This is a genomic window from Paenibacillus qinlingensis (genome assembly GCF_013204845.1).
Classification (GTDB): Bacteria; Bacillota; Bacilli; order Paenibacillales; family NBRC-103111; genus Paenibacillus_E; species Paenibacillus_E qinlingensis.
Genome location: NZ_JABMKY010000025.1, coordinates 21,816 through 47,455, shown reverse-complemented (window position 1 = coordinate 47,455; position 25,640 = coordinate 21,816). Strand labels below are relative to the sequence as shown.

Here is a 25,640-nt window from a genome sequence, read left to right as displayed (position 1 = left end):
ACAACCGACTTTACTTGTAAAATCTGGACAACTGTCCTTGAATTAAGGAAACTTGATCCGGACGTTTGCCCCCGCCAATCAATTGTTGCTTAAGCATTTTGTGCAATTGAGAGTCAGTTAATTCTTTCCGTTTCACTTCGGTGTGCTCGTTTAGAATTGTTGCATCCTCTGAGTCCTTATCCACAGGAATAAGAACTTGCTTGATACCCGCAATGTTCACACCTTTTTCAATCAAATCTTTAATTTCAAGAAGACGTTCCACGTCATTAAACGAATAGAGCCGTTGATTTCCAGCTGTTCTAGCTGGGATAATTAACTCGTGTTGCTCATAGTAACGAATTTGTCGTGCTGTTAAATCTGTCAGCTTCATGACGATCCCAATGGGGAATAACGCCATATTTCTACGTATTTCATCACTCATGCTAATCACTCCTGGTCAGTAAGTACCTCATTCTCATTGTACCTTTCTAACAAAAACGTGTCAAGGAGTGTCAGGTTTGTTCACAGTTTAATTTTTCACAGTAATCCCTTGTCTTCCATATGTTGGATGGCCGTTAGTACACCTAACTTGCAATGTGAGTAGGTCAAGCCACCTTGCATATATGCAATAAATGGCTCACGAATTGGAGCATCCGCAGACAGTTCTAAGCTGCCACCTTGAATGAACGTCCCTGCTGCCATGATAACAGGATTCTCATACCCAGGCATGTCCCAAGGCTCGGGTACGACATGTGAATCGACAGCAGACGCCTTTTGAATGCCTTGCACGAAAGTAATCAAATGCTCCGCCGACGTGAAGCGGATCGCTTGAATCAAGTCCGTTCGCTGCGCATCCCAGCGCGGGGAGCTGACAAAACCGAGGTCTTCAAATATCGCTGCCGCGAAGACCGAGCCCTTGACGGCCTGCCCCACCAGATGCGGGGCAAGGAATAGCCCTTGAAACATCGCTCGCGTCGCGCCGAGCATGGCTCCGACCTCGCCCCCGATTCCGGGGGCGGTCAATCTGTACGCGGCGAGCTCCACGAGGTCGCGTCGCCCGGCGATATAGCCGCCCGAAGGGGCGATGCCGCCGCCGGGGTTTTTGATCAGCGAGCCGGCCATCAGATCGACGCCAACCTGCGTCGGCTCCTGCGGCTCTGTGAATTCACCATAGCAATTGTCCACGAAGACAATGAGCTCTGGGTTGATTTCTTTGACAAATCGGACCATCTCCCCGATTTGCTCAACTGTGAACGACGGCCGCCAGGAATAGCCGCGTGAACGTTGGATGCCGATCACCTTCGTGTTCGGCTGGATCGCTGTCGTGATTGCCGTCCAATCCGGCGAACCGTCCTCTAGCAGTGCGACTTCACTGTAGCCGATGCCGAAGTCTTGTAGGGAGCCTGTGCCGTCGCCAGGCTTGCCAATGACCTTGTGCAACGTATCATAGGGCTTACCTGTGATGTAAAGTAGATGTTCGCCAGGACGCAAAACGCCGAACAAAGCGGTACCTATGGTATGTGTGCCCGATACAAAGTGGGGGCGAACAAGTGCTGTTTCTGCTCCCATTGCATCTGCATAGACAAGATCAAGCACTTCTCTGCCTCGATCATTGTAGCCATAACCCGTTGAAGAAGCAAAATGATAATCACTTACTTTATGTGTCTGGAAAGCACGAATGACCTTCCATTGATTAAGATCGATCGTTTTCTCAATTTGACGAAAAGCGCTCTCTACTCGCTGTTCCGCCCTCTCCATTCTAGCCATTACTTGTTCCCCGAAATGCATCTTAGTTGCTCTCTCCCTCGTTCTCATCCTGCTCTGGCTTCGCTGAAGATTGATCATAATCTACCAACAAATAAGCCTGCTTCACATAATCCTCCTTGTTCACACGAACCTTGAAGATCATGTCTTCCCCATCCACATCGGTCTCAAGTACCTCACCAATACGATACATGAGGGCAATGACATCCCCTTTATTGGCTGGAATGCGGAATTCTTTGCTATCACCCATCAGTTTACCTTCGATCGTATTACGAAGATGTTCTAAATCCTCAGGTGTGTATGCACTCACTTTCATGAACTCACCTTGGTCAGTTAGCAATTCCCGCTCTTCTTTGGAGATAAGATCAATTTTGTTGAAGACAGTAATCTGTTCCTTCTGATGGGCGCCCAACTGTTCCAGCACCTCTCCAACAACACGCATTTGCTCGCCCCGCATATCCGTGGAGCTATCCACCACATGGAGAATCAAATCTGCCTCATTCGCCTCTTCTAACGTAGCACGGAACGAAGCGACTAGATCATGGGGTAGATTTTGAATAAAGCCTACCGTATCTGTGAGAACGATTTCCTTGCCGCTTGGCAATGTCATTGTCCGGGACGTCGGATCTAGGGTTGCGAAAAGTTGATTTTCAATATAGACGTCTGCTTGTGTTAATTGTTTCAATAACGTAGATTTCCCTGCATTGGTATACCCAACTAACGCTACTTGAAATACACCACTTTTCTTGCGGCGTTCCCGATGCAAAGTTCGATGACGAACCACTTCTTCCAATTGCGCTTTCAGTTCATCAATTCTCCCGCGGATATGCCGACGGTCCGTTTCAAGCTTCGATTCCCCTGGTCCTCTAGTACCGATACCGCCACCCAAACGCGATAAGTTTTTGCCTTGCCCTGAGAGTCTCGGTAAGAGATAACTTAGCTGTGCCAGTTCAACTTGAATAATCCCTTCACGCGTTTTGGCACGCTGTGCGAAAATATCCAGAATGAGCTGCGTACGATCAATAATTTTCACATCAAGCGCTGCTTCCAGATTACGAACTTGTGCACCTGAGAGCTCTTGATCGAAGATTGCTGTATTGCCACCAAGCTCTTCCAGCATCAACTTTAACTCTTCGACTTTCCCTTTCCCAATAAACCATTTGGTATCCTTAGCTTCTTTGTTCTGTGTCATCGTCTCCAGCACCTGTACGCCAGCAGTTTCAGCCAGCTTCACAAGCTCTTGCAACGAATATTCGGCCAGCAGCTCATTCTTCTTTTGCTTCTGTGTAATCAAACTAACGAGCACCGCTCTGTCGTCAATTTCTTTTTCTACCATATGTGAAGTTGTTTTCATAGTCGTCTCCTTTACTTCCTTCAAAATGCTTAAAATGACCGAAATAAGGCCAAATTGGCCTATTCCTTCATCATTGTGGAGGAAATGTTTAGGAAAGTCAATTTGATGCGCAGGAAAATTCGATTATAACGGTCTTGCTAACAAAAAAACAGGGCAGTCACCCAAGTAGATCACGCTACTCGCGGAACAACCCTGCTCTTTCAACCTTATTTCACTCAAACAAAGCTTGGCCCAGATAAGCACCCTTCGCATGAACTCCTGGCAATACAGCAAAATAGCCGCCGCCTGTCGTATCCGTATAGGCCAGCATCTGATCCGGCATTTTCGGATTCGTTAAGCGTTTCTGAATCGATTCGAACTGAGTTTGGATATTCCGATTGAAACACACAAACAACAACCCTGCATTGATTCGACCAACACTGTCTAGATTTTCCATGAAATTATATCCACGCCGTAAGATCCGTTCGCGCTCCGAATTCTCCCCCGTACGTGGGTTAGATAAACGGATATGAGAATCTAAAGCTGTTACCTTGCCTTCGGCGTCTGCGGCAAACTGCGGCGTATCGAATTCTGCTGTACCATCCATGGGTGCCCCGGAAACCTTCTGGCGGCCAATAATTTCTTCTTGATCGGCGTAAGTTTGTTGATCCCACGTTTCAATCCGCATATGAATGCGACGTACAACCATATAGGTACCGCCAGCTAACCACGGTGCGCTATCCCTATCGTTAGAATCAATCCATACGTTGTTTTTCATAAAAGACTCATCTTGTAAAGCAGGGTTAGCTGTACCATCCTTAAATCCAAATAAATTCCGTTTCGTCCCTTGCGCCTTCACACCAAGTTGACCTGTTTGCTGCCAACGTAAATGAGCAACGCCCCTAGCTGCTTTAGACAAGTTGCGAATCGCATGAAAACAGATGATCGGATCGTCAGAACACGCTTGCACGACGATGTCTCCGTGCGTTAGTTGATCCTGTAAGGAATCTTTATGAAAGATTGGCATCTCAGTCAATCCTGCCGGTTTACGGGATCGAAGACCGAAACGGTCAAGGCCATCCTTTTCAAAAAGAGAAGAGCCTACGGCAAATGTAAGTGTTAATTTACCTGTATCAAGACCCAGCTGCTCACCGGTATCCGTTGGCGGAAAAGCCGCATCCTGAGGTTCAACAGCCAGCGGTTTCCCCGCCATCAAGGATGCCGCCATCTCCGTCCACTGCTTCAACAGTGCTTGCAGTTCTTTCGCATCGTTGGTCGTTACATCGAAAGCCGCTACATTAGCAAAATTTTGTGCCGGAGTGACAACTCCCGACTGATGGGAACCATAGAAATCCAGCGTCTCATTGGTTGTGGTAGCGGCAGCTTTATTGGTTGGCAGTGCGGCTTGCGCCTTCCCCAGCAAATCTCCCAAAACAACGCCTGCTGCCCCCGCTGCGGTCATTCCTAAGAAGGCTCGACGATTCATTTTGTCCGACATACCGCACACCTCATTTCTCTATTTGCTTAGCGTCCCCGGCATTTTCACAAGCGGCTCAGCCAATGCTTCTAATTTATTTTTCAAATCAACTTGTTTGGCTTGCTCGAGTTTACTGAAATCATTCCAAGTTGGGCCAACCGGTGACAGTGTGTTCATAGTTTCGATCACTGTTGCTAAGCTCTTGCTGATCTTCTCATCCAAAGCCGCATCTTTCTTCTTCAATTCCACTTTTACAAGATCATAAATCGCTTGGGCACCTTCTACGTTTGCGCGAATTACTGGTACTGTCGCACCGCTCCAACGCTCTTCTTCACCTGTAATTTTGCTGGATTGCGCTTCCTCCATCAATTCCCCGACACCTGCGATAAAATCGGTAGGAGCAATCGTAGTAGCCGCAATGGCTTGTTGCATTTTCTTACCATCTTCAAGCAAACGGGCAGCAAATGGCTCTGCATCCTTGATGTTTTTCTTCACAAACAATAAGTATTCAATTCGGTGATACCCTGTAAAAGCAGGATCCTTCTCGTTTTTAAAATCATCCACACGCGCATCCATCACACCGTCCAGCTCACTGAACGTTTCGATGATTGGCTCAATTCTCTCATACGGCATACGAGCTAGTCCATATGCTTCTGTCGCTTTTTTCATATCACCACTTTTGACGGCAGTGTTCAATTGATCGAGCAATGTCACAAGTTGGTTTCCTTGGTCTTGCACATACTTGTTGTATGCCTTGGCGGCATCCTTAAGCGCAGCAGAAGCTTCAATGACGTCTTTATTAACAGCTCCTTTGTTCTCTGCAAAAGAAGTGGTCAGCTCCGTCAACGCCGCTTTTAAATTCGTATTTAAAGCTGTTAATGTAGGGAAATCCAGTTTATCTTCTTTCAATCCTGCTTCAAGCGGTGTCAAAAATTTTTCAACTTTAAAATATAGTTCAGGGAATTTAGGCTTTACTTCATCCTCGAAGCTTGCCCATTGATCTTGCAGCTGATCAGCAAGCTTCTTAGCATCTTTAACTTTAGAAGCATCTAATTGACCCTTCAGACTATCGACACTTGTTACTAAAGTCGTCGAACCTTCTTTAAATGGCACTTTAGCAATTTCGGTTGGCTCTGATTTACCGCAACCTGCGAGAACAAGCGTAGTTGCTGCTGCTAAGATAATAAGTTGTTGGCTTTTTTTCATGGGATAATTCCTCCACTTTTCTCTAAATTAAGATTTATTGTTTATTGACATATTTCGGTTAGAAATAGTTTTAAGACGATCCCTTACCACAGCAAGGAGTGCAAGAAGCAACAAGAGGAACTGCGGGATGGCGCTCTCTAAAGTAGGATATAATGCAACGGCATCCCAACTTGGCAGCCAATCTGCTGTCGTTGCAGGCAAATAACCAGCCAATTGAAGACCATGAACGCCCATTCCTGCAAATTTGAAGCATAAATAGAAAACAAATACACTGGAAATTAAGAAAAAAGGACGCATTGGGATACGCACTCCGATCTTCAGAATCAGAAAGGCAATAATAAGCAGCAAACCTACACCAATCCCAATTCCGCTAAGCAATGAAGCCAAAGAAATCGAGGATGCCATCCCGATCATGAATAGAACCGTTTCTGTCCCTTCTCGGAACACAGCAAGAAAGGCAAGTAAGCTAAGTGATGCTAAGCTGCCAGTTGCCAACGCCTTTACACTTTGGTTACGAATATAAGACTGCCAATTCGAAATACTTGACTTGCTATGCAGCCAATAACTCATATACAGAAGCATCAGAGCGGCAAAAACCCCTGTACACCCAGCAATTAGAAAATTATTATTTCCAAAAGCGCTAGCCGAAAATAACTGTTGAACCACAATTCCAAGCGCCAAGCTGAGTATGAGTCCGCCATAAACACCAAACCAAATCCATTTCTTCTTGTCTTCATGTCCTGCCTTTTGGAGAAATCCGAGTAATGCAATAATAACTAGCAAGGCCTCTAGCCCTTCCCGAAGGATAATCGTCGTGGCATCAAACATGCTGTAGCTTGTCTTTGCCGCCATGGGTTGTAAATCAGCATGCATACGAGCAATTGTTATAGCTGCTTCTTGTGCTTGAGGAGGAGTAGCAGACAACTGTGCATACGCTGTTACCATGTCGCGTTCCATAGATGAGTACACCGCTGAGGACTGTGTCAACACGATTCCCTCAATAAGCAGCCATGAGTTACGAAGAGTTTGAATACTGTCGGAAGCTCCCTCTATGTCCTTCTCCTTCACTTGATTGGATGCTTTCTCCAACAATGTAACTAGTGATGCTACTGTGACCGTGCTGTCACTCTTCGCTGAAGACCCAAACGCAGTAAGATCGCCTTCTATGAAATAAGAGTTCAACTTATGTAAATCCTTTAGCTTTGCTGCAAGTTTCTGAGCATCGACCGGCTGTTTCATCGTTTGCAAGGATGCTTCGCCCATGGCCCCTTCAATTTTCTGATAAGCCGCTAAGGAGATCTCTTTAATGCCATCTTCATAACTCAGCCAATTGATTTGAAACGCTTCGAACAACTTCGTCGCTTGCTCAATATTACCGCTTTCTGCTGCTTGAACTGCACTCACGATACCTGCATCTTCTTTGGCTAGATCATCCTGAGGCTTGGCACTGACGAGTATAGGCACTGAAAGAAACAATAGCAGTGCAATACAACTGGATAAAATGACTTTCCTCATTCCTGTCAACTCCTTTGGAGTGGTAAATACGTTACCTTCCCTCACGCATTTATAAATAATATTGATAATCATTATCACTAAAATAATTACTCTGTTTATTTTACTCCGATCCTCACAACTGTCAATTACTTTCTTCCCATACGAAAAAAAGCCAATCAACTTAAATAAGTTAATTGGCTTTTTGATCTGTCATTTAAATTTCACATCTTCTGGTCGTATCGACATCAGTTCAAGTTTGGATGGCGCGTTCACATATTGACTTAACAATCGTACAGCTTGATGCCGCATCGCTTTCTCCAAAATATTCCTAACGTACCTCGCATTGCTAAAAGAACGCCAGGTCATTGCCTTCTCTTCCGCGAGGTGTTGCTTTAGCTTCGCTAAGGTTTGTGGCAATAGGACATATTCCCGATCCTTCGCCATCAACTCAGTAATTTGGATCAATTGATCGATGGCATAATCCTCAAAATCAATTTGAATAGGAAAGCGTGAGGGAAGTCCAGGGTTAGTGGCAAGAAATTGCTCCATTTCTTCACTATACCCCGCTAGGATGAGAATGAAATCATTTTTCTTATCTTCCATACCTTTGACCAAAGCATCAATCGATTCCTTGCCAAAATCCTTCTCACCGCCACGTGCCAAGCTGTATGCCTCATCAATAAATAGGACGCCGCCCATCGCTTTTTTCATCAGTTCACGCGTTTTTAGTGCGGTATGTCCGATGTATTCACCTACGAGGTCTGCACGCTCTACTTCAATGAAGTGTCCTTTACTCAGCACACCCATCGCATGAAACATACGACCTAATAATCGTGCTACCGTCGTTTTCCCAGTTCCAGGACTGCCTTTGAAAATCATATGGTACACATGAGCATTGCTCATAAGTCCAGCTTCTACTCGAAATTGTGAGATCTGCAGGAGCGCATAAATTTCGTGTACGAGTTCTTTGACATTTTCTAAGCCAATCAATCCATTCAGCTCTTTGAAAACATCCGATAGCGGACCCTCCATTGGCGTCCTTTTGCTAGAGATCATCGGCTCGGCGTCGGCAAGGGGTGAAGCGCCTGACTGCCCGCCTGCTCCCTCAACAGTTCGCCGCTGACTGCCAGGTTCCGGCTGCCGTAAAACGATGTTGATTTGTCTGGATGGCAAGCTTCTACCACTCATGAGGATCACCTCGTTTACATGATGGTTTATTAGTGCGTATCCACCATCCTACGCTTGTAAACACCATTTTAGACCGCAGCCTATGCTAGAAACCTATAGTCTTTGCTTATTGACATCAATGGCGGTTAAGTCAGCATAAGTAATGCTACGAATGTATCCTTATCCAAAGCACCGAAATAGCGCTTCAACTCCACTTCTGCCAATCGTTCAAGAACCGCACTTTCCTCATATCGCGTGCCAACCAGCGAATTTTCAAGTTCAGCGACATCATGGGCACCGAAGAAATCACCAAATATTTTAACATTACGCAAACGACCTTCATCGATGTCCAAACGAATATCCACTCTACCAACACCTTCAATTCGTTTGGCATGTTGAACAGTGCTCTTAGGTGATTTCCCATAATTCCAATCCCAATTCTGATACCGCTCTTCCGAGATCTCATGAATCTGATTCCAATCTTCTTCTGTTAACTTATAGGTAGGTACATGCTCAGTGTTGACTCCAAAAATGGAACTAAGCAACCTTGACCGAAACTCATCCATCGTAATCGATTCTTCCAGAAACTCCACGATATTCGCAACCCGACTACGGATCGATTTAATGCCTTTAGATTGAATTTTATCAGGGTCAACACGCAGTGCCGAAACAACATTCTCTATCTCTGAATCGAATAGAAGCGTCCCATGACTGAACATTCTTCCCTTCGTTGCAAATTGCGCATTGCCTGAAATTTTACGTTCACCTACTTGAATATCATTGCGCCCTGTTAATTCAGCTCCAACCCCAAGTGCATGCAAGGCTTCAACGACAGGCGCCGTAAACTTCTGAAAATTATGAAACGAATTCCCGTCGTCTTGAGTGATGAAGCTGAAATTCAAGTTGCCTAAATCATGATACACCGCACCTCCGCCAGACAATCGACGAACCACGTGCAGGTTATTCGCTTTCACGTACTCGGGGTTAATTTCTTCTAGCGTATTCTGATTTTTGCCAATGATGATCGAAGGTTCATTCGTATAAAAAAGTAAATAAGTTTCTCCCGCTGGGAGTTTTCGCAAAGCGAATTCTTCAATAGCCAAATTAATTCTTGGATCCGTAATTCCTTCATTATCTATAAAAAGCATAGGTATTCTCCTTCTATTTCAGTAAATTTGTCGTAAGGGTGCGGTTTAAGGTCGTCATGCCAAGGGATGCATAGAAATGCAACGCACGTTCATTAAATTCCCAAACATTTAACTCGAGTGATTCGGCTTCGCGTGTTCGTGCCCAATCTGCTGCAGACTGATAAAGTCTCTTGCCAATTCCCTGGCGTTGATGTGTGGAGGCAACGGCAAGTTCATTTAAATATGCATACTTACGCGGCACAAGTGCTTCATAGTTTGGACTTTGCTTCATCTCTAACATAGCTACACCGACAACTTCCATTCCAAGCTCTGCCACAATAATCTCTTTGTCCTCCCTATCGGAGAAGCTTCGGTACCAGCCCATCGCAACAACATGATCCAGTTTGGCAAATCGATCTGGCAATGCCTCCGCATGTTCTTCCTGGCCTTCACGTATGATCGTATTCACAGCATCATAGTCATCCCAAGTGGCCGTTCGCAATCGTAGTTCCATCGCAGGCTTCCTCCCCAACCAAAATTGGTAACATGTAAACAAGTATTTCAATTTTTTTGTTGAATTTTTATACATTGAATTGTATATTTATGTAATATAATATCTTCTGGGGATGGAGGCACTTTTCATGCAAACAGAACATGATTTATTTGAATGTCTTGATCGTATAGCTGCAAATACTTGGCCTGCGGAAAGCAACACGATGCTTGATCAATGGCTCATTAGAGCTTCAAACGGGATAACGAAACGAGCAAACAGTGTGTTTGCTATTGGGGCTTACCCGCATGATGACAATTGGCTATCGCATGTTGAACAATTTTACCATAGTCAAGGGTTACCTGCTATTTTTCATATTAGCACCGCCTCTCCTGACCAATTGGATAGCTTATTGCGAGACCAGGGATATGAATTAGATACACCTTGTTATATGATGACAGCGGATTGCCAGCAAGTGGCCGCTCAGGCTAAAGAACGCCTAGATAAGCAATATCCCTCAGCACTGGAGCTTGAATTAGAAACTACACGATCCGTCACGAAAGAGTGGCTGGATGCTTTCCTCCTCTTAGAACAGTACCCTGAGGAACGTCGGAGCTTTTATCAAGGATTAAGTGATCGCATGCCGACACCGAAAGCCTTCATTACATTGAAAAATCAAGGTCAGATTGTTGCACTGGGCACAGCCATTGTAGAGGGAGAATGGGCTGGCTTTGTCAATGTGATCGTACACGAAGAACACCGCGGCAAGGGCTACGGCTATGCCATTCTTCATGCCATGACGACATGGAGCATCACACAAGGCGCGACCAGGCAATATTTACAGGTGATTGCAAACAATGTGCCCGCAGTTACGTTATACGAGAAGCTAGGGTATCAAATGACATATGGCTATCATTACCGAGTGAAGTATGATTTGGCTGGTCTTGTATCATCCTAACTAAGAATTTCTTAGGATGAAAGGAGCCGATTACATGACGGCCACCAAGGAAAAACCAGTTTTCCCACCACAGCAACAGAACCATCAACCCGGCATCGAAGCTGAAATGAAACCACATCCCGAATTTGAGAATGCGAACTACAAGCCCGCTGGCAAGTTAAAGGATAAAGTTGCCATCATCACTGGAGGTGACAGCGGCATAGGACGCGCAATTGCCGTGGCTTACGCCAAAGAAGGGGCTGATGTTATCATCGTCTACCTGAATGAGCATAAGGACGCAGAAGAAACACACCGACATGTGGAACAGGCGGGTCGCAGGTGCCTACACGTCGCAGGTGACATTGGCGAAGAGAGTTTTTGCAAACAAGTCGTTGCTCAAGTCATCAATGAATTCGGCAAGCTTGATATTCTTGTTAACAATGCCGCTGAGCAGCATCCTCAGAAAAGTATAACGGATATAACGTCAGAACAACTTGAACGAACGTTCCGTACGAATATTTTCTCTTACTTTTATATGACGCAAGCCGCTCTTCCTCATCTTAAGCCAGGTAGTGCGATTATTAACACCGCTTCAATCACGGCTTACCATGGTCACGAACAATTAATTGATTATTCATCAACGAAAGGTGCGATTGTCACCTTCACGCGTTCGCTTTCCCTGCAGCTGAATGCCAAAGGCATTCGAGTGAACGGCGTTGCTCCAGGTCCCATCTGGACACCGTTAATTCCATCTACATTTACAGCTCAGGAAGTTGAGGTCTTTGGCTCTACGACACCTATGAAACGAGCTGGACAGCCTTGTGAATTGGCACCAAGTTATGTGTTCTTAGCAAGTGAAGACTCTTCTTACATGGCTGGTCAGATTCTGCATATCAACGGTGGAACCATCGTCAATGGATAAGAAAAAGCATGACAAGCAGCGGCAACTCCCGCTATCCTGTCATGCTTTCTTCATTTCAATCCGAGTTTCAATTGTAGTTTGGTCAAATACCAATTCGTATAGGCAAGCGTTTCTCTCGTATCATGATAAGGCATGAAAAGCACGTCTGACTCGGCTCCGGAGACTAGCGGATCTTTGAAACCAATCGTTTCTGCAATATCGAGTGAACGAGAACTATGAAATTTATGCGTGATGATAATTGCGCTTACGAGCGACTTCTCATCCATAATTTGCTTACTGAACAGTAAGTTCTCATAGGTACTCGTTGCCTTAGGCTCGATGAGTATGCTTGACTTCGGTAAACCATTTTTCACCAAATAATCCCTCATACCCTCAGCTTCTGTCAGTTTAGAGCCATTATGATCCAAACCACCAGACACAATAAGTTGCTTGAAACGCCCCTGCTTGTACAACTCCAGGGCTAAGTCCAGACGCTCTTGCAGTCCAGGACTTGGGATATCATTACGCAGCGATGCTCCCAATACAATTCCTACATCAACTTGTTTAGGCAAGCTCGGCTGATTGGGGCCTAACTGTACTTTCCACTGGATAAACACAACCCAACTCACCAGCAAAGCAAAGGAGATCAATATGAATTGAAACGTCCTAACAAATAGCCGATACAACTTAGATGGTGGTTTTCCTTTTGAAGTGCTGGCCTTTTTCTTCGTTGGCGCAGGTGCGATGGCGCGTTGTTTTTTGTTCATGATAGGCTTAGCCGGCATCCTTCCTACTCCTTATCCAGAAATGTACTTACCTGCCGAAATAAGGCTGGAGCGTCCTCGCTCAAACAGATTAAATGATCCGATTTAGCGTGCCAGTGTAGCTCGCGCTGCCCTCTGAGCTTGCTATAAATATACCGTGCACTCTGCGGATGAATCACTTGATCTCTTTCTGCTTGTGCGATTAGGGTTGGCTTATTGACTAGACTAAGCTCCGGCTTTAGATGTCGGACAAGCCTTGTAAATTGCCAAGTAGCAACGAGTGGCGTCGCTTTCCCCTTAATTAAACTAATTTTACGTTGATACTTCCATTCCTCACGAAGGACGTTCAAGAGCCGCCCTGGGCTCACATAAATGACCGCTGTGTTTAACAAAATGAGTCTCCGTACAGGATACCGAACCGATAAGTATGCCGCCAGTAGTCCTCCCATTGAAAATCCAACCATATCAAAGGAACCATACGTTTCTGTCATTTTGGCCGCATGCCATTCGGCTGCCTGCACCCAATCCTCCCAGCGTGAAGCGTGAAGCTGATGACGGCTTTCTCCATTCCAAGGCAGGATTGGCACCTCACACAGCTGACCACGCTCTCGTAAATGCCGAGCTAACGGCTCAACCTCATAAGGTCCACCTGTAAATCCATGGAACAATAGGCACGGTTGTTTCATGAGATCCACTCCTATCCTTTAATGAAAGCGTTGTTTATATTAGTTTATTTTTCTTTGATTAAAATGGTGTTAATCGTTACCTTCTCTTTTGGTTTACTAGGGGTGGATTCTCCACCCATTTCCACTGGTGTTTCTGCAATTTTCGTAATTGTGGCCATACTGTCTGCTGTGACTTTTCCGAAAATCGAATAATTCGGCGTACTGTTCAAGTTAGCGCAATCCGTACCCGAACAAATGAAGAATTGGCTGCCATTTGTATTCGCTCCTGAGTTAGCCATCGCCACAGTACCCGGTTCATACTTATGCGTCGTTTTCAATTCATCAGCGAATTTATATCCTGGTCCACCTCTGCCTGTTCCTTGCGGATCTCCCGTTTGAATCATGAAGGTTTTGATAATCCGGTGAAACGTCACATTGTTATAGAAGCCCTCTTTGGATAAAAAGACGAAGTTGTTCACCGTTTTCGGTGCCTCTTTGGCGTACAAGTCGATTGTAAAAGTCCCTTTCGACGTTGTTACTTCAGCCTGATATGTTTTGTTCGTATCAATGATCATATCTGGGGCTTTGCTCCATTGCTTGCCCGCTGCTGCCGATGTCGATGCCGCAGGGGTTGCTGTTGCAGAGGATGTTGGTGCTGTAGTGCTAGAACCAGGCGTTGCCGTGCCGCCAGTTGTTTCCGCCGGTTTATTGCCGCACGCGGCTGCGATAAGGGTTAAGGTAAGCAAAGAAGCAGTGAGAAGCATTTTTGACTTCATGGATTTGGTTGCAAGTTTCATTAAATTGTCCTCCAGTTTGATTTTGTTTTGTGATGATACGGGCAAACAAGGGTTAGCCGGACGAGAAAGATTTTATAACACCTTTTTTGGGCGCTACGGTTTGTCCGGTACGGCTTGTACACTTCGGCCAACTGGAGCCGTAAGGCCCTTACGGGGCCTTACTATGCTCACTCTGACAACTTACGTGCCATTCTTCGGCAACTCTTCATTCAGCTTATTCACCGGTAATGGAGTCGGCATTGGACTTGGCTTAGGACTTATTGATGGGCTTGGTGTTGGTGTTGGTGTTGGCGATGGCGTTGGGCTAGGCCCTGTTTCCGTCCCCGTGCCAGGTTTAATCGTTGCCCCTGGCGATGGTGAAGTACCAGGCTTCCCACTTGGTGAAGGGGATGGATTAGGATTGTTCCCCCCATTACCAGGCGAAGGTGACGGCGAACCTGAAGGAGTAGGAGACGTAATTCCGCCATTTGGAAGCGAATCATCCTTCGGAATTTCAACTGTAGCGATATTTGACTTCGCTCCTGGTGTATTCGATTCCGACGCCAACGGGACCACGTAATATTGATAAGTTTCTCCGCTATTTACCGTCGTGTCCTCGACCAGCAATTTAGGTGTTTGAATAATCATTTTCGCTTCAGCCTCAGTCGCGCTTTTGCGATACACTTCGTAACTAATTTTATCTCCTAGAGACGTCCATTCGATTTTAACACGTTTTGACTCTGGTACATAAGTAGCCTTAACATCAGAAATTCCACTAGGCGGTTCTTTCAAATCATCCACATTGGCAGGCTTAACAAAGTTAGTAATTGGCTTGCCTTCTAACGCTTTTGACATGACTTTATTGAAAATGGCAGCCGTGCTGCCGCTTCCCACCGTCACATAATGTTTGGAATCGACTTTATCGAAGCCTTCCCATACGGCCGCAGTCCATTCAGGGGTATAGCCTACGAACCATACATCCCGGTCGTATTGTTCAATGCCCTTAATATCAAGTCCAGTCGATCCCGTTTTCCCAGCAACCGGACGGTTGAACTTCGCTTTCACACCTGTACCACCTGTCTCCACAACACCCTGCAGCAACAGGGTCATATAGTAGGCCGTACTCGGCTGCATAACTTGCTTCTTCTCTGGCTTGTATGCCGCAATTTCTTTACCTTGTGAATCGGTTATTCGTAAAATCGCATGCGTTTTGTTCTGATTCCCTTGATTAGCAAAAGCTGTATAGGCTCTAGCCATTTGCAATGGCGATACGCCATCCGTAAGACCGCCTAACGCAATCGCCAGATTCTGATCCTTCTGAGGATTCAGGGTGGTACCTAGCTTATTAGCAAACGCAGTCCCCGTCCCAACACCCATTTTACTTAATAACCAAACAGGTGCTAGATTGTATGATTTCTTGACTGCTTCAAACATCGTAACTTGCCCATGTGTTTGGCGATCATAGTTTTGTGGTGAATACGAACCGAAAGACGTCTGCGTATCATCTAACAACGAATACGGCGTATATTTCCCGCTATCTAAAGCCGGTGCATAAACGGCAATTGGTTTAAAAGACGATCCTGGCTGTCTTTTGGAATATACACGACTGAAGCCTTTGGTTTTATAATCACGGCCACCGATTAATCCCATGATACCACCGGTTTTATTATCCAAAATAACCATGGAACTTTGAATTTTCTGCCCATCTGATGCATCCTTTTGGAAGAAACTCGGATCCGCATAGGTTTGCTCTATGGTTTGCTGAGCTTTGATATTCATCGTTGTGTAAATTCGGTAACCCTTGGTCAGCAGCTCATCTTCTTCGATGCCGTACATGTCTTCCGCTTCATTCACGACATAGTCCACGAACGAAGCATATTCTTTGGTACCCGTGCTTACAGTCGCAGGCGGCATATAATCGACAGCAGCAGCTTTGGCACGTTCTGCCTCTGTAATGTAACCCTGATCCGTCATCAGCCTTAGAACAACTGCACGACGTTCTTTCGATAAATCCGGATGGGTTAACGGCGAGTAACGGGAAGGCGCTTTAGGTAACGCGGCAAGTGTCGCCATTTCCCATACTTCCAATTCATTCAAATTAGATTTGTTAAAATAAACCTTAGCTGCTGCCTTAATCCCGTAAGCGTTACTTCCAAAGAAGATTCGGTTCAAATACTTCTCCAGAATTTCATCCTTCGTAAACCGCTCATCGAGCGCAAACGCGATCGACATTTCAGTCCCTTTTCGGAACGCAGTCTTCTCTGAGCTTAGGAATACGTTTTTGGCCAACTGTTGCGTAATCGTACTTCCACCCTCAACCGCACTCATGTGGATGATATCCGTGACTAAGGCACGACCGATTGCTCTTAAATCAACACCTGAGTGCTCTTTGAAGCGACGATCCTCCGTAGCGATAAAAGCTTGCTTCAGCCGTTCAGGCACGTCTTTGATATTGACGCTTTCCCGATTTTCACCGCGATAAATTTTCGAAATCTCAGTGGCTGGTTTATCTTTTCCATCCTTATCCTTACCTTCTTCTTGCGCATAAATAAGGGTCGACTCTGTCGTAGAAATAATTTTGTCAATATTCGCATCCAAGATTTTGAAGCCGCTCATGATGACAACAATATAGATCCCTGTTGCACAGATAACCGCGATAATCGCAGCAATGATGGAGCCCATAATGAGTTTACGTGCACTGAATTTTTTCTTCTTAGGTCCCTTATTCTTGCTTTGTTTGGACTCCCTTGGCTTGGATTGCGGCGTGGATGGATTTCTAGTAGGTTTATCCATATTCACCAACTCCCTTACGTTTCGTTTCTCTCTAGTTTGAAGATGGAACTGAAATAAAAGGCTTTACAGTATGATTACCCAAAAATCTAGTCGACTTTTCAAATCCAAGAAAAATCCCCTAGATTTCAACAAAAGAACAACCTTTATACAAGGTTGCTCCCAAAAGTTTCTATTCGGTTAGACGTTTCAGTCCATTAAAAAGTTGCAAATTGAAGCGATATAGGGATTATTCCGTAGCTTCTGCAGCCGCCATTAATGAAACAGCACGCTGAGGTGTAAAGGTAGAAATGGCATGCTTGTACACCATTTGTTGACGACCTTCACTGTCAATAATGATGGTGAAATTGTCAAATGCACGAATAAGTCCTCTAATTTGAAAGCCATTCGTTAAATAAACGGTAACGGGAATGCTTTCTTTACGCAGCTGATTTAGAAAATTGTCCTGAATATTAATGGATCGGTTCATCAGTATGTCCCCCTTAATGGAATGAAACTTTCGCCCAAACGGCGCTATTTTTCTACCACATAGCAAAGTTTACCTTTGTTAAGCAATAAAGTGCGTAACAAACTTTCCTATTGGCGATAAAAACCACCTCTAAACGCGGTCGCTCATCTTCGAAATGACTTCGATAGAAGCTTTTATCAATGGTGATATTTGTTAATTATATTCTATTTTATGTACAAACTTTCCTGCTAGTATATCACTAATCATTTCGAAATGGGCAGAAAAATTTGCTGTATCTGTCACATCAACCCAATCAATGTCCTTCATATGCCGAAACCAAGACAATTGACGCTTCGCAAACCGACGTGTATCCCGCTTGAGCAGGATCACGGCATCTTCGAAACTGAGCTCATGCTCCAAATAACTAACGATCTCCTTGTAGCCAAGAGCTTGCATCGAGATGGCAGACTTTGGGGTACCAGCAGCAAGGAGCGCTTGTACCTCTTCGACCAATCCTTCCTGAAGCATCGCATCGATGCGTTCTTCAATTCGCTGATAGAGCAGCGCTCTATCCATCGTTAGTCCAATGATACATAGTTCGTACGGAGATTCTTTTTTCTGGGAGGCCAAGTGAGCAGTCATGGTTTCTCCAGATATATGGAAAATCTCAAGTGCTCGAATGACACGTCGGCGATCATTCGCATGCAGACGGTTGGCACTCTCGGGATCAATTTCCCGCAACTTGGCATGAAGGGCTTCTTCCCCCTGCGTATTTGCGAATTCTTCCTGCAGCTGCCTGAATCCCTCATCCATACTGACATCCGTAAATTGATAATCATAGCAAACCGATTCGATATATAATCCTGTGCCACCTACGATAAAAGGCAACTTGCCACGCGAGTGGATGTCTTGAATTAATCCTTTTACTCGCTCTTGAAACTCTGCAGCAGAAAACGAATACGACGGATCATGAATGTCAATTAGATGATGCGGGACAACTTGCTGCTCCGCCTCGCTCGCTTTGGCGGTTCCAATATCCATGCCACGATACACCTGCATGGAATCTCCGGAAATAATTTCACAGTTGAAGCGCTGAGCAATTTCCAAGCTGAGCTTGGTCTTGCCAACAGCGGTGGGACCAAGTAGCACGAGTAATTTCGGCTTGGCTGATGGGGCTAACACAATCGAATCACTCCATACGTTGTTTTCGTTGTTGAACGTAACACATGCTCGAACCCGAGCCGAGCAAACTCAGCGCTGTCTCGGTTCTCCTTAAGCACAATACTTTTGCGCGCAACGCGTCTTGCTTCAGCGATCGAAGCCAAGCTAACGGCTTCATCGTTCGCACGATGCCGAAGTGGGGATATCGCATGCGATTCCTCAATCGGACTGCGAAACATGGGATCAAAATAGACCACATCCACACTCTGCGTGTCTAACTGCCGCAAATAGGTTAGGTGATGAGTATGCTTAACTTCAATGCGTCTCATTGCAGCATTCAATTCCGGGATTTCCGATTGATACTGCACCAAGCCTTCTTGAATAAGCATGGCTGGGATCTTTTCACTTTCAAGCGCTGTTACACGCCCTTCCATACCGACCACGTAGGAGAAAACGATAGCATCCGACGCAAGCCCCGCTGTACAATCCACAATACGGTCGCCGGAAACTGCTCCTGACGCCTCAATGAGTAAATCAGTCTCACCCCTCTGCATCCGTTTGACACGAACGAGAGACATACTTGGATGGAAAAAAGTTGCAGGGTGGTCTTCTTCATAGTACCTGATCTCTTCTCTTGTCACAAGCAGAACAGAACTATCCTTATAATTTCTCCTAAGAAGTTCCAAAGAATACTTCTTCCGGGGTACATTTCGGCCCCCATATAATACGGATAAGCGTGCGGCTTCCGCCACCAATTCAGCGGACGGATTATACGAAGTTGTTACTAACACAGGATTACATCACTCGCTTAAACATTTTTTCTAACTCATAAGTTGTAAAACTAACTACTATCGGCCGCCCATGTGGACACGTATACGGGTTTCTACAGCCAGCCAGACGATCAATTAATGTCTCCATCTCCAAAATACTAAGGCTTTGATTAGCTTTTATGGATGCCTTACATGAGCACATAATCGCTGCTTTCTCGCGCAGTTTGGCGATATCCAAAGCTTTACGATCAGCAATAATGAGTTCACACATCTCTTCGACGATCGCTTTCTCTTCCCCAGAAGGGAACCAATGAGGATGCGCGCGTACGAGAAACGTGTTACCGCCAAAGGCTTCCATATACACGCCAACTTGTTCAAACAAGGCTAGCTTATCCGCAATAACACCCGCTTCAGACGGAGTAAATTCCAACGTAATCGGAACGAGCAATTCTTGGCTCGCCTCAGCAGGATTGCCAAAATGCTCATAAAAATATTCATAATTGATGCGTTCATGTGCTGCATGCTGATCTATTAAGTATAAACCTGTTTCATTCTGTGCAATCAAATAGGTACCATGCATTTGTCCGATCGGATCCAAACGAGGAAACGTTGGGAGCTTAGGTGCATCGCCGTCCGCATTCGATGGCATCAAATCCATAAACGCTTCATTTGTACGCCTTTGCTGTTGAATGGAGGTGTTTCGAAATGCTGCATCGCTTACAGGCTTGTAGCTCTGATTAGTTGCTGACGTTCTGTTTGATGCAAATCCACTATCAGAAGGTGAAACGGTTCTTGAATAAGACGCGTCAGACGGCTGCTTTTGCGAAGGTGACGTGGAAGGAAATGACGCAACCTGACGATAGTCAGAAGCAGCTTCTTTAATTTGAGGTGGCAACCGTCGGGAATCATCCGTCCTCTGCATTGGGCTTGATTCCCTCAAGCCGCCACTCAAACCATCTAAAGCATTCAATCCTTGCAAATCTTGCAAGTTTTCCAAACCCTGCGACCCCTTCGGATCAACAACATCCTTATGATCCTTATAAAACTCCGGATCCAACTCCAGTGATGCACTACGGTTTTCCTTTGCCGGCTCCACGGTACGTGTAAGTTCCAATTGTTCCTGAACGTAAGCACCTTTCGGCGCTGATGCCTTGACTCCCGTAGGAATCAGCACTTGTCTGCCGAATAGCCGCTTCACTTCGGCTTCGATTAGAGCCGTTAGCTCCGCTTCCTTACTGAAGCGGACTTCAAGCTTGGATGGATGCACATTGACATCCACGAGTGCAGGGTCCATCCCGATGTGCAGCGCAGCCACGGGAAAGCGGTTGATTGGCAGCAGGGTGTGATACCCCTGCAGCAAGGCTTGATTCAACGCGAAGTTGCGCACATATCGACCATTCACAATAGTCGATATACCGCCGCGATTCGCGCGTGTCATTTCGGGCTTGGCAACGAAGCCCGAGATCGTATAATCCAAGCTTTCCACTTGGAGTGGAAGCATTTGTTTGGCAATTGCCGTGCCATAGATGCCGGCAATGACTTGGAGCAGGTCCCCGTTGCCTAGTGTTTGGAGCAGTACGTTCCCATTATGCTTTAAGGTAAAAGCAATGCCGGGATGCGCGAGCGAAAGACGATATAAATAATCGGAAATATGTCCAAGCTCTGTCTGGATCGTTTTCATATATTTCAGTCTAGCTGGTGTATTATAAAATAAATCGCGCACCGTCACTTCCGTACCGCGCGATGCCGCTGTTTCTTCCAAAGCACGAATCGTGCCACCTTCGATGGTGATTTTACGTCCCAACCCATCCGTCGTCGAACTAGTTACACACTCGAGCCTGGAGACAGAAGCGATACTTGGCAAGGCTTCGCCACGGAAGCCCAGCGTGCGGATCGAGAACAGATCCTTGCTCGTTGCAATCTTGCTCGTAGCATGCCTCTGGAAAGCCAATTCACAATCCTCAAGAGCCATGCCTGATCCGTTATCGGATACTCGAATTAAAGTTAAGCCACCTTCTTCAATCGTGACGTCAACACGGGTACTCCCCGCATCAACCGAGTTCTCAACCAGCTCTTTCACGACTGATGAAGGCCGCTCCACCACTTCACCTGCTGCAATTTGGTTCGCAATATGCTCGCTTAAGAGCTGAATTTTACCCATCGTTTTAATTCCCCTTTGTAGCCTGAATAGAAACGTTCTCCCCTTGATGAATGACCTTCAGCTGCGGAAAATAATCATCAAATGCATCGACATTGACGTAGCTCATCCCGTTTACAATCATCAGCTTATCGGAATCAATCGCAAATGCATGTGTTCCTTTGCTATCCGTGATATCCACGGTACGATTCGGATCATTCCATGTAATCGTGGCTCCGATTAGAGCAGCAAGTCCACGTGCGGAAGCATAGAACTTACCTTTTTCACTAAAACTGCCAAAGCCATAACCAAGGTCAACACCGTTATACGTAACATTATGTTTCGTAAACGACACTTGGATATCTGAAATACCTGTTTCATGAAGTGCAGTAATCAGCTGTGCCGATACGCCATCAACCTTTAAGTCCGGTGTAATGCCTACTTTGTTCACTTTTCGCATTTTTGGTGTTAAGTATTCTTCGACCGTGACCTTCAATACACTTTGATCTGGAAGCTCGAACAGCTGCTGTACACTTCCTTTACCAAATGTTTGCATGCCAATCACTTTCGCAACCCCATAGTCCTGTAAGGCACCCGAGAGTACTTCTGAAGCACTTGCACTATTCTCATTCGCTAAAACATAGACAGGAATCGACAGAGGATTTCCACCTTGAAAAGCCACTGGATCATCCACACCATCACGATTCTGCGTATGAATGAGGACGCCCTCTTTTACAAAATGCTTGGCAATATTACGAGCCGTTTCTAAATAACCACCAGGATTATCTCGAACATCTAAGATTAAAGACTTCAGTCCTTTTTCTTGCAGCTCACTTAATTGTTTGTCAAATTCTTCATCAGCTTCATCTGAAAAGTCCGTGATTTGAACGTAACCAACGCCATTTGTAAAGCTTTTGCTGTACACTTCAGGGGAATTTACAGCTTGGCGAGTAAGCTCGAACGTTAATTCTTTTTCTCCGCGAAGTACGGTAACCTTAACTTTGGTGCCTGCGACGCCAATAATTTTACTTCGAACCGCATCAATGGATGTCGTCGAAGCAGGCGTTCCATCCACGGCTCTTATATAATCATCCGGGAGCAGCCCCGCAGCTTCTGCTGGGGAACCTGGGATTGTTCTCGATACATATACACCCTGGTCATCAAGACCAATAACACAACCTATGCCTTCAAAGCTATTTTCAAGGCTATTCGAGAATTGACCGTAATCCTGAGGTGTGAAGAGTACCGTATACGGATCCTTCAAACCAGCAATCATCTGCTCAATGCTCTGATTTGCCAAAGCCTCTAGGGAAACGCCGCTCACATGGTTTTCGACAAGCGTCTTTCGCACGAGAACGGTTTGTAGATCCTCTTCTGCCATGGCACTTGCAGGCATAACGACGGCTAGAGCCGATGCGAGTGCCAGAGTTGCTTTAACTGCTTTCTTATTCAATGGTGAGAAACTCATATACATATCTCCGTTCCAGTAGTGATATAAAGTCAAGTAATGAAGTGTGCAATTAAAAATAACTGAAACTGGCGACTGGGTTTACTGTAGTTTTTGCTTCCATTCATACACTAAATTGAGCGCCTGTAGCGGCGTCATATTGATGAGATCAATCCCCTTCAACTGGTCAAGAACCAGTTGAGATTTGCCGTCCGGCTTCTTCTTAACGGCAACTTCAGCTGGACTGTCCTCTTCGAAGAGGGACAGCTGCCGAATCGGCGCTGCCGCGGTGACTGCAACCGTGGCAACCGCTGCGGTCGCTGCGGCTTGCGGTACTGCGGACGCCGCGGCGCGCTCTTCAAAGCCATTCAGCAGCGCGTACGAGCGCTGAATGATCGTATCGGGCAGCCCGGCGATTTCGGCACAGTAGATGCCGTAACTCGTACTCGCTGCCCCAGGGATAAGCTTGCGCAGGAAGGTTACCTGCCTGCCGCTTTCTTTCACTGCCATGCAGTGGTTGCGCAGATGCACAAGGCTCTCTTCCAGATGGGCGAGCTCATGGAAATGCGTCGACACGAGCGTCTTGCAGCCGATCCGATCGTGAAGGAATTCAATGACGGCCTGAGCGATCGCCATCCCTTCGCCTGTCGAGGTACCGCGGCCAAGCTCATCAATAATGACAAGGCTCCGACTCGTCGCCTTCTCTGTCATAACCTGGATGTCCATCATCTCGACCATGAACGTACTCTGTCCACCGATGAGGTCATCGGCAGCGCCGATCCGCGTAAAGATCCGGTCGGTGACCGGGATGCGCGCGGAGCTCGCAGGCACGAAGCAGCCGATCTGCGCCATGAGGCAGATCACGGCAACTTGCCGCATATACGTACTCTTACCGGCCATATTCGGCCCGGTAATAAGCAGGATGCGGCCCTGCTCTTGAAGCAGGTTCGTTCCGTTCGCGATGAACGAGCCGTCCTGGATGACAGCCTCCACCACAGGGTGTCGGCCGTCTTCAATCGCAAGATCGAAGCCTTCGCCGATCTCTGGCTTGCGGAAGTGATGCGCTGCGCTGACCGTTGCCAGCGATTGGTACACATCGGCGGTGGCAATAACCTCCGCCAGCTTCTGCAATCTGGAGATATGCTTTGAAATCCGGTCGCGCAGCTCCGTGAATAGCTCGTACTCCAGATCAATCATTTTATCCTGCGCTTCCAGAATGAGCGCTTCTTTCTCTTTGAGCTCTGGCGTCACATATCGTTCAGCATTCGCAAGCGTCTGTTTACGCTCGTAACGCCCTTCCTGCAGGGCGGACATATTCGCTTTCGTTACCTCAATAAAGTAACCAAACACTTTGTTGTAGCCGATTTTGAGCGACTTAATGCCTGTAGCTTCACGTTCTTGACGCTCCAGTTCGGCAATCCATTGCTTCCCGTTTTTGCTAGCTTCGCGAAGCTGATCTAGATAAGGTTGATAGCCTTCGCGTATCATTCCTCCGTCCCGAATTGAAACAGGAGGCTCGTCCTCAATCGCATTGGCAATCCAAGACATGACATCATCACAGACATCCATATTATCTACGAGCTTCCGCAGTGTCTCAGATCCTGATGTGGCACATAACTGCTGGAGCATCGGAACTTGCTGCAAGGAGTGCTTCAACGCGATCATATCGCGGGCATTCGCATTACCATAGGAAATTCGAGCGACCAAGCGCTCCAAATCGTAGACTTCCTTCAGCGCTTGTTTTACATCTTCTCGCACAATCAATTGATTGTAGAGCAAATTGACAGCTTCTAATCGTTCCTCAATCCGAGCCACGTTCATAAGCGGCTTCTCAATCCACCGGCGCAGCATACGCGCGCCCATGGCAGTTACCGTTTTGTCCAAAAGCCACAGTAACGAACCTTTTTTCGCGCGCTCACGAACCGTTTCAACCAGCTCTAAATTTCGACGAGTAAACGGATCCATCGTCATAAATTGATCCGGCTCATAGATACGAATGTGTTTCACGTGTGTGAGCGCTCTTTTTTGAGTTTCTTTCAAATAAGCAAGCAACGAAGCCACGCCTTGTCGACTGATGCTAGATAAGTTCGATAGTGCGGCATCTTCTGCGAAATGTTCATCAAGCAGTGTCTCATCCGCTCTTGTCCACTCCGTTAGAACCATATTGCGTCCCCATGCAGCGCCAGACTCGCGGATCGTTGTCAGCAACGCTTGATTAGTCACGATTTCCGATGGATTATAGACATTCAACTCATCCACTACGTGCTCCCAGGAATTAGGAAGCTGTGTCGTGTAAAGCTCACCAGTAGAAATATCACAGGCTGTAAATGCATAACCGCTGTCTTGATTAACTAAGGATACGATGTAATTGTTGACGGATTCTCCTAACAGCTTGCTATCCATCACTGTACCTGGTGTTACGATCCTTACGATTTCTCGGCGGACAACGCCTTTGGCTTCAGCAGGATCTTCTACCTGTTCACAGATGGCGACTTTGTAGCCTTTCTCAATTAAGCGGGACATATAGTTGTCTGCCGCATGATGAGGAACTCCGCACATCGGAATTTTCTCTTCACCGCCACCTTCACGGCCTGTTAAGGTAATCTCCAGTTCACGTGATGCATTGATGGCATCTTCAAAAAACATCTCATAAAAATCGCCCAGACGAAAAAACAAAAATGCATCTGGAACCTGTGCCTTCACGGCTAAGTATTGCTGAATCATCGGCGTGTATGTAGCCAACTTGTGTTCCTCCAACCTATTCCGGAATTAAGGTGAACTCTATGAAACTATCATTCTTATTTTCA

Annotated in this window: 21 protein-coding genes; 2 read left to right on the top strand and 19 right to left on the bottom strand. The window is 46.1% G+C overall.

Annotation, left to right across the window (positions count from 1 at the left end; translation table 11 throughout):
• Positions 1–10: 10 nt before the first annotated feature.
• From HQN88_RS30390 to HQN88_RS30350, 9 genes are all read right to left on the bottom strand, one after another.
• Positions 11–421, bottom strand: coding sequence for a MerR family transcriptional regulator (locus HQN88_RS30390; protein ID WP_047676992.1), 411 nt, complete (start codon positions 419–421; stop codon positions 11–13).
• Positions 422–516: 95 nt separating this feature from the next.
• A complete protein-coding gene (locus HQN88_RS30385; protein WP_420794138.1) occupies positions 517–1,737 on the bottom strand; it encodes a methionine gamma-lyase family protein in 1,221 nt (406 codons plus the stop codon).
• Between the two features lie 31 nt (positions 1,738–1,768).
• Positions 1,769–3,097 (bottom strand): GTPase HflX, encoded by a 1,329-nt coding sequence (gene hflX / locus HQN88_RS30380; protein WP_173119340.1) that lies wholly within the window; start codon positions 3,095–3,097, stop codon positions 1,769–1,771.
• 211 nt (positions 3,098–3,308) lie between these two features.
• Positions 3,309–4,574: an iron uptake transporter deferrochelatase/peroxidase subunit gene (efeB, locus tag HQN88_RS30375; protein WP_173119338.1), complete on the bottom strand. Its 1,266-nt coding sequence runs from the start codon at positions 4,572–4,574 to the stop codon at positions 3,309–3,311.
• Positions 4,575–4,592: 18 nt separating this feature from the next.
• Positions 4,593–5,759, bottom strand: a complete 1,167-nt coding sequence (locus HQN88_RS30370; protein WP_173119336.1) for an EfeM/EfeO family lipoprotein — start codon at positions 5,757–5,759, stop codon at positions 4,593–4,595.
• 27 nt (positions 5,760–5,786) lie between these two features.
• Positions 5,787–7,274 carry an FTR1 family iron permease gene (locus HQN88_RS30365; protein WP_173119334.1) on the bottom strand — a complete coding sequence of 496 codons (1,488 nt, stop codon included), beginning with the start codon at positions 7,272–7,274 and terminating at the stop codon, positions 5,787–5,789.
• Between the two features lie 189 nt (positions 7,275–7,463).
• Positions 7,464–8,441, bottom strand: coding sequence for an AAA family ATPase (locus tag HQN88_RS30360; RefSeq protein WP_173119333.1), 978 nt, complete (start codon positions 8,439–8,441; stop codon positions 7,464–7,466).
• Between the two features lie 125 nt (positions 8,442–8,566).
• Positions 8,567–9,568, bottom strand: a complete 1,002-nt coding sequence (locus HQN88_RS30355; protein WP_173119332.1) for a lipoate--protein ligase — start codon at positions 9,566–9,568, stop codon at positions 8,567–8,569.
• A gap of 13 nt (positions 9,569–9,581) precedes the next feature.
• Positions 9,582–10,061, bottom strand: coding sequence for a GNAT family N-acetyltransferase (locus HQN88_RS30350; RefSeq protein WP_173119331.1), 480 nt, complete (start codon positions 10,059–10,061; stop codon positions 9,582–9,584).
• Between the two features lie 127 nt (positions 10,062–10,188).
• Between HQN88_RS30350 and HQN88_RS30345 the strand changes: the two genes are divergently transcribed.
• Together HQN88_RS30345 and HQN88_RS30340 are read left to right on the top strand one after the other, a co-directional pair.
• Positions 10,189–10,995: a GNAT family N-acetyltransferase gene (locus tag HQN88_RS30345; RefSeq protein ID WP_173119330.1), complete on the top strand. Its 807-nt coding sequence runs from the start codon at positions 10,189–10,191 to the stop codon at positions 10,993–10,995.
• 34 nt (positions 10,996–11,029) lie between these two features.
• Complete coding sequence (locus HQN88_RS30340) at positions 11,030–11,896, top strand: SDR family oxidoreductase (protein WP_173119329.1); 867 nt, start codon at positions 11,030–11,032, stop codon at positions 11,894–11,896.
• A gap of 50 nt (positions 11,897–11,946) precedes the next feature.
• Here HQN88_RS30340 and HQN88_RS30335 read toward each other — a convergent pair whose 3' ends face one another.
• The 10 genes from HQN88_RS30335 to mutS form a co-directional block, all read right to left on the bottom strand.
• Entirely contained in the window at positions 11,947–12,660 is a 714-nt protein-coding gene (locus tag HQN88_RS30335; RefSeq protein ID WP_246320542.1) for a YdcF family protein, read from the bottom strand.
• A 5-nt stretch (positions 12,661–12,665) separates the two neighbouring features.
• Complete coding sequence (locus HQN88_RS30330; protein WP_173119328.1) at positions 12,666–13,325, bottom strand: alpha/beta hydrolase; 660 nt, start codon at positions 13,323–13,325, stop codon at positions 12,666–12,668.
• 44 nt (positions 13,326–13,369) lie between these two features.
• Entirely contained in the window at positions 13,370–14,101 is a 732-nt protein-coding gene (locus tag HQN88_RS30325; RefSeq protein ID WP_246320541.1) for a peptidylprolyl isomerase, read from the bottom strand.
• Between the two features lie 180 nt (positions 14,102–14,281).
• A complete protein-coding gene (locus HQN88_RS30320; protein WP_173119327.1) occupies positions 14,282–16,873 on the bottom strand; it encodes a transglycosylase domain-containing protein in 2,592 nt (863 codons plus the stop codon).
• Between the two features lie 226 nt (positions 16,874–17,099).
• Positions 17,100–17,339: an RNA chaperone Hfq gene (gene hfq, locus HQN88_RS30315; RefSeq protein ID WP_056620871.1), complete on the bottom strand. Its 240-nt coding sequence runs from the start codon at positions 17,337–17,339 to the stop codon at positions 17,100–17,102.
• A 192-nt stretch (positions 17,340–17,531) separates the two neighbouring features.
• Entirely contained in the window at positions 17,532–18,503 is a 972-nt protein-coding gene (gene miaA, locus HQN88_RS30310; protein ID WP_173119471.1) for a tRNA (adenosine(37)-N6)-dimethylallyltransferase MiaA, read from the bottom strand.
• A complete protein-coding gene (locus HQN88_RS30305) occupies positions 18,494–19,270 on the bottom strand; it encodes a class I SAM-dependent methyltransferase (RefSeq protein WP_173119326.1) in 777 nt (258 codons plus the stop codon). Before HQN88_RS30305 ends, miaA begins: the two co-directional genes overlap by 10 nt.
• Positions 19,271–19,274: 4 nt before the next feature.
• Positions 19,275–21,410 (bottom strand): DNA mismatch repair endonuclease MutL, encoded by a 2,136-nt coding sequence (gene mutL, locus HQN88_RS30300; RefSeq protein ID WP_173119325.1) that lies wholly within the window; start codon positions 21,408–21,410, stop codon positions 19,275–19,277.
• A gap of 4 nt (positions 21,411–21,414) precedes the next feature.
• Entirely contained in the window at positions 21,415–22,854 is a 1,440-nt protein-coding gene (locus HQN88_RS30295; protein WP_173119324.1) for a S41 family peptidase, read from the bottom strand.
• A gap of 81 nt (positions 22,855–22,935) precedes the next feature.
• Positions 22,936–25,575, bottom strand: a complete 2,640-nt coding sequence (gene mutS / locus HQN88_RS30290; protein WP_173119323.1) for a DNA mismatch repair protein MutS — start codon at positions 25,573–25,575, stop codon at positions 22,936–22,938.
• Positions 25,576–25,640: the final 65 nt, after the last annotated feature.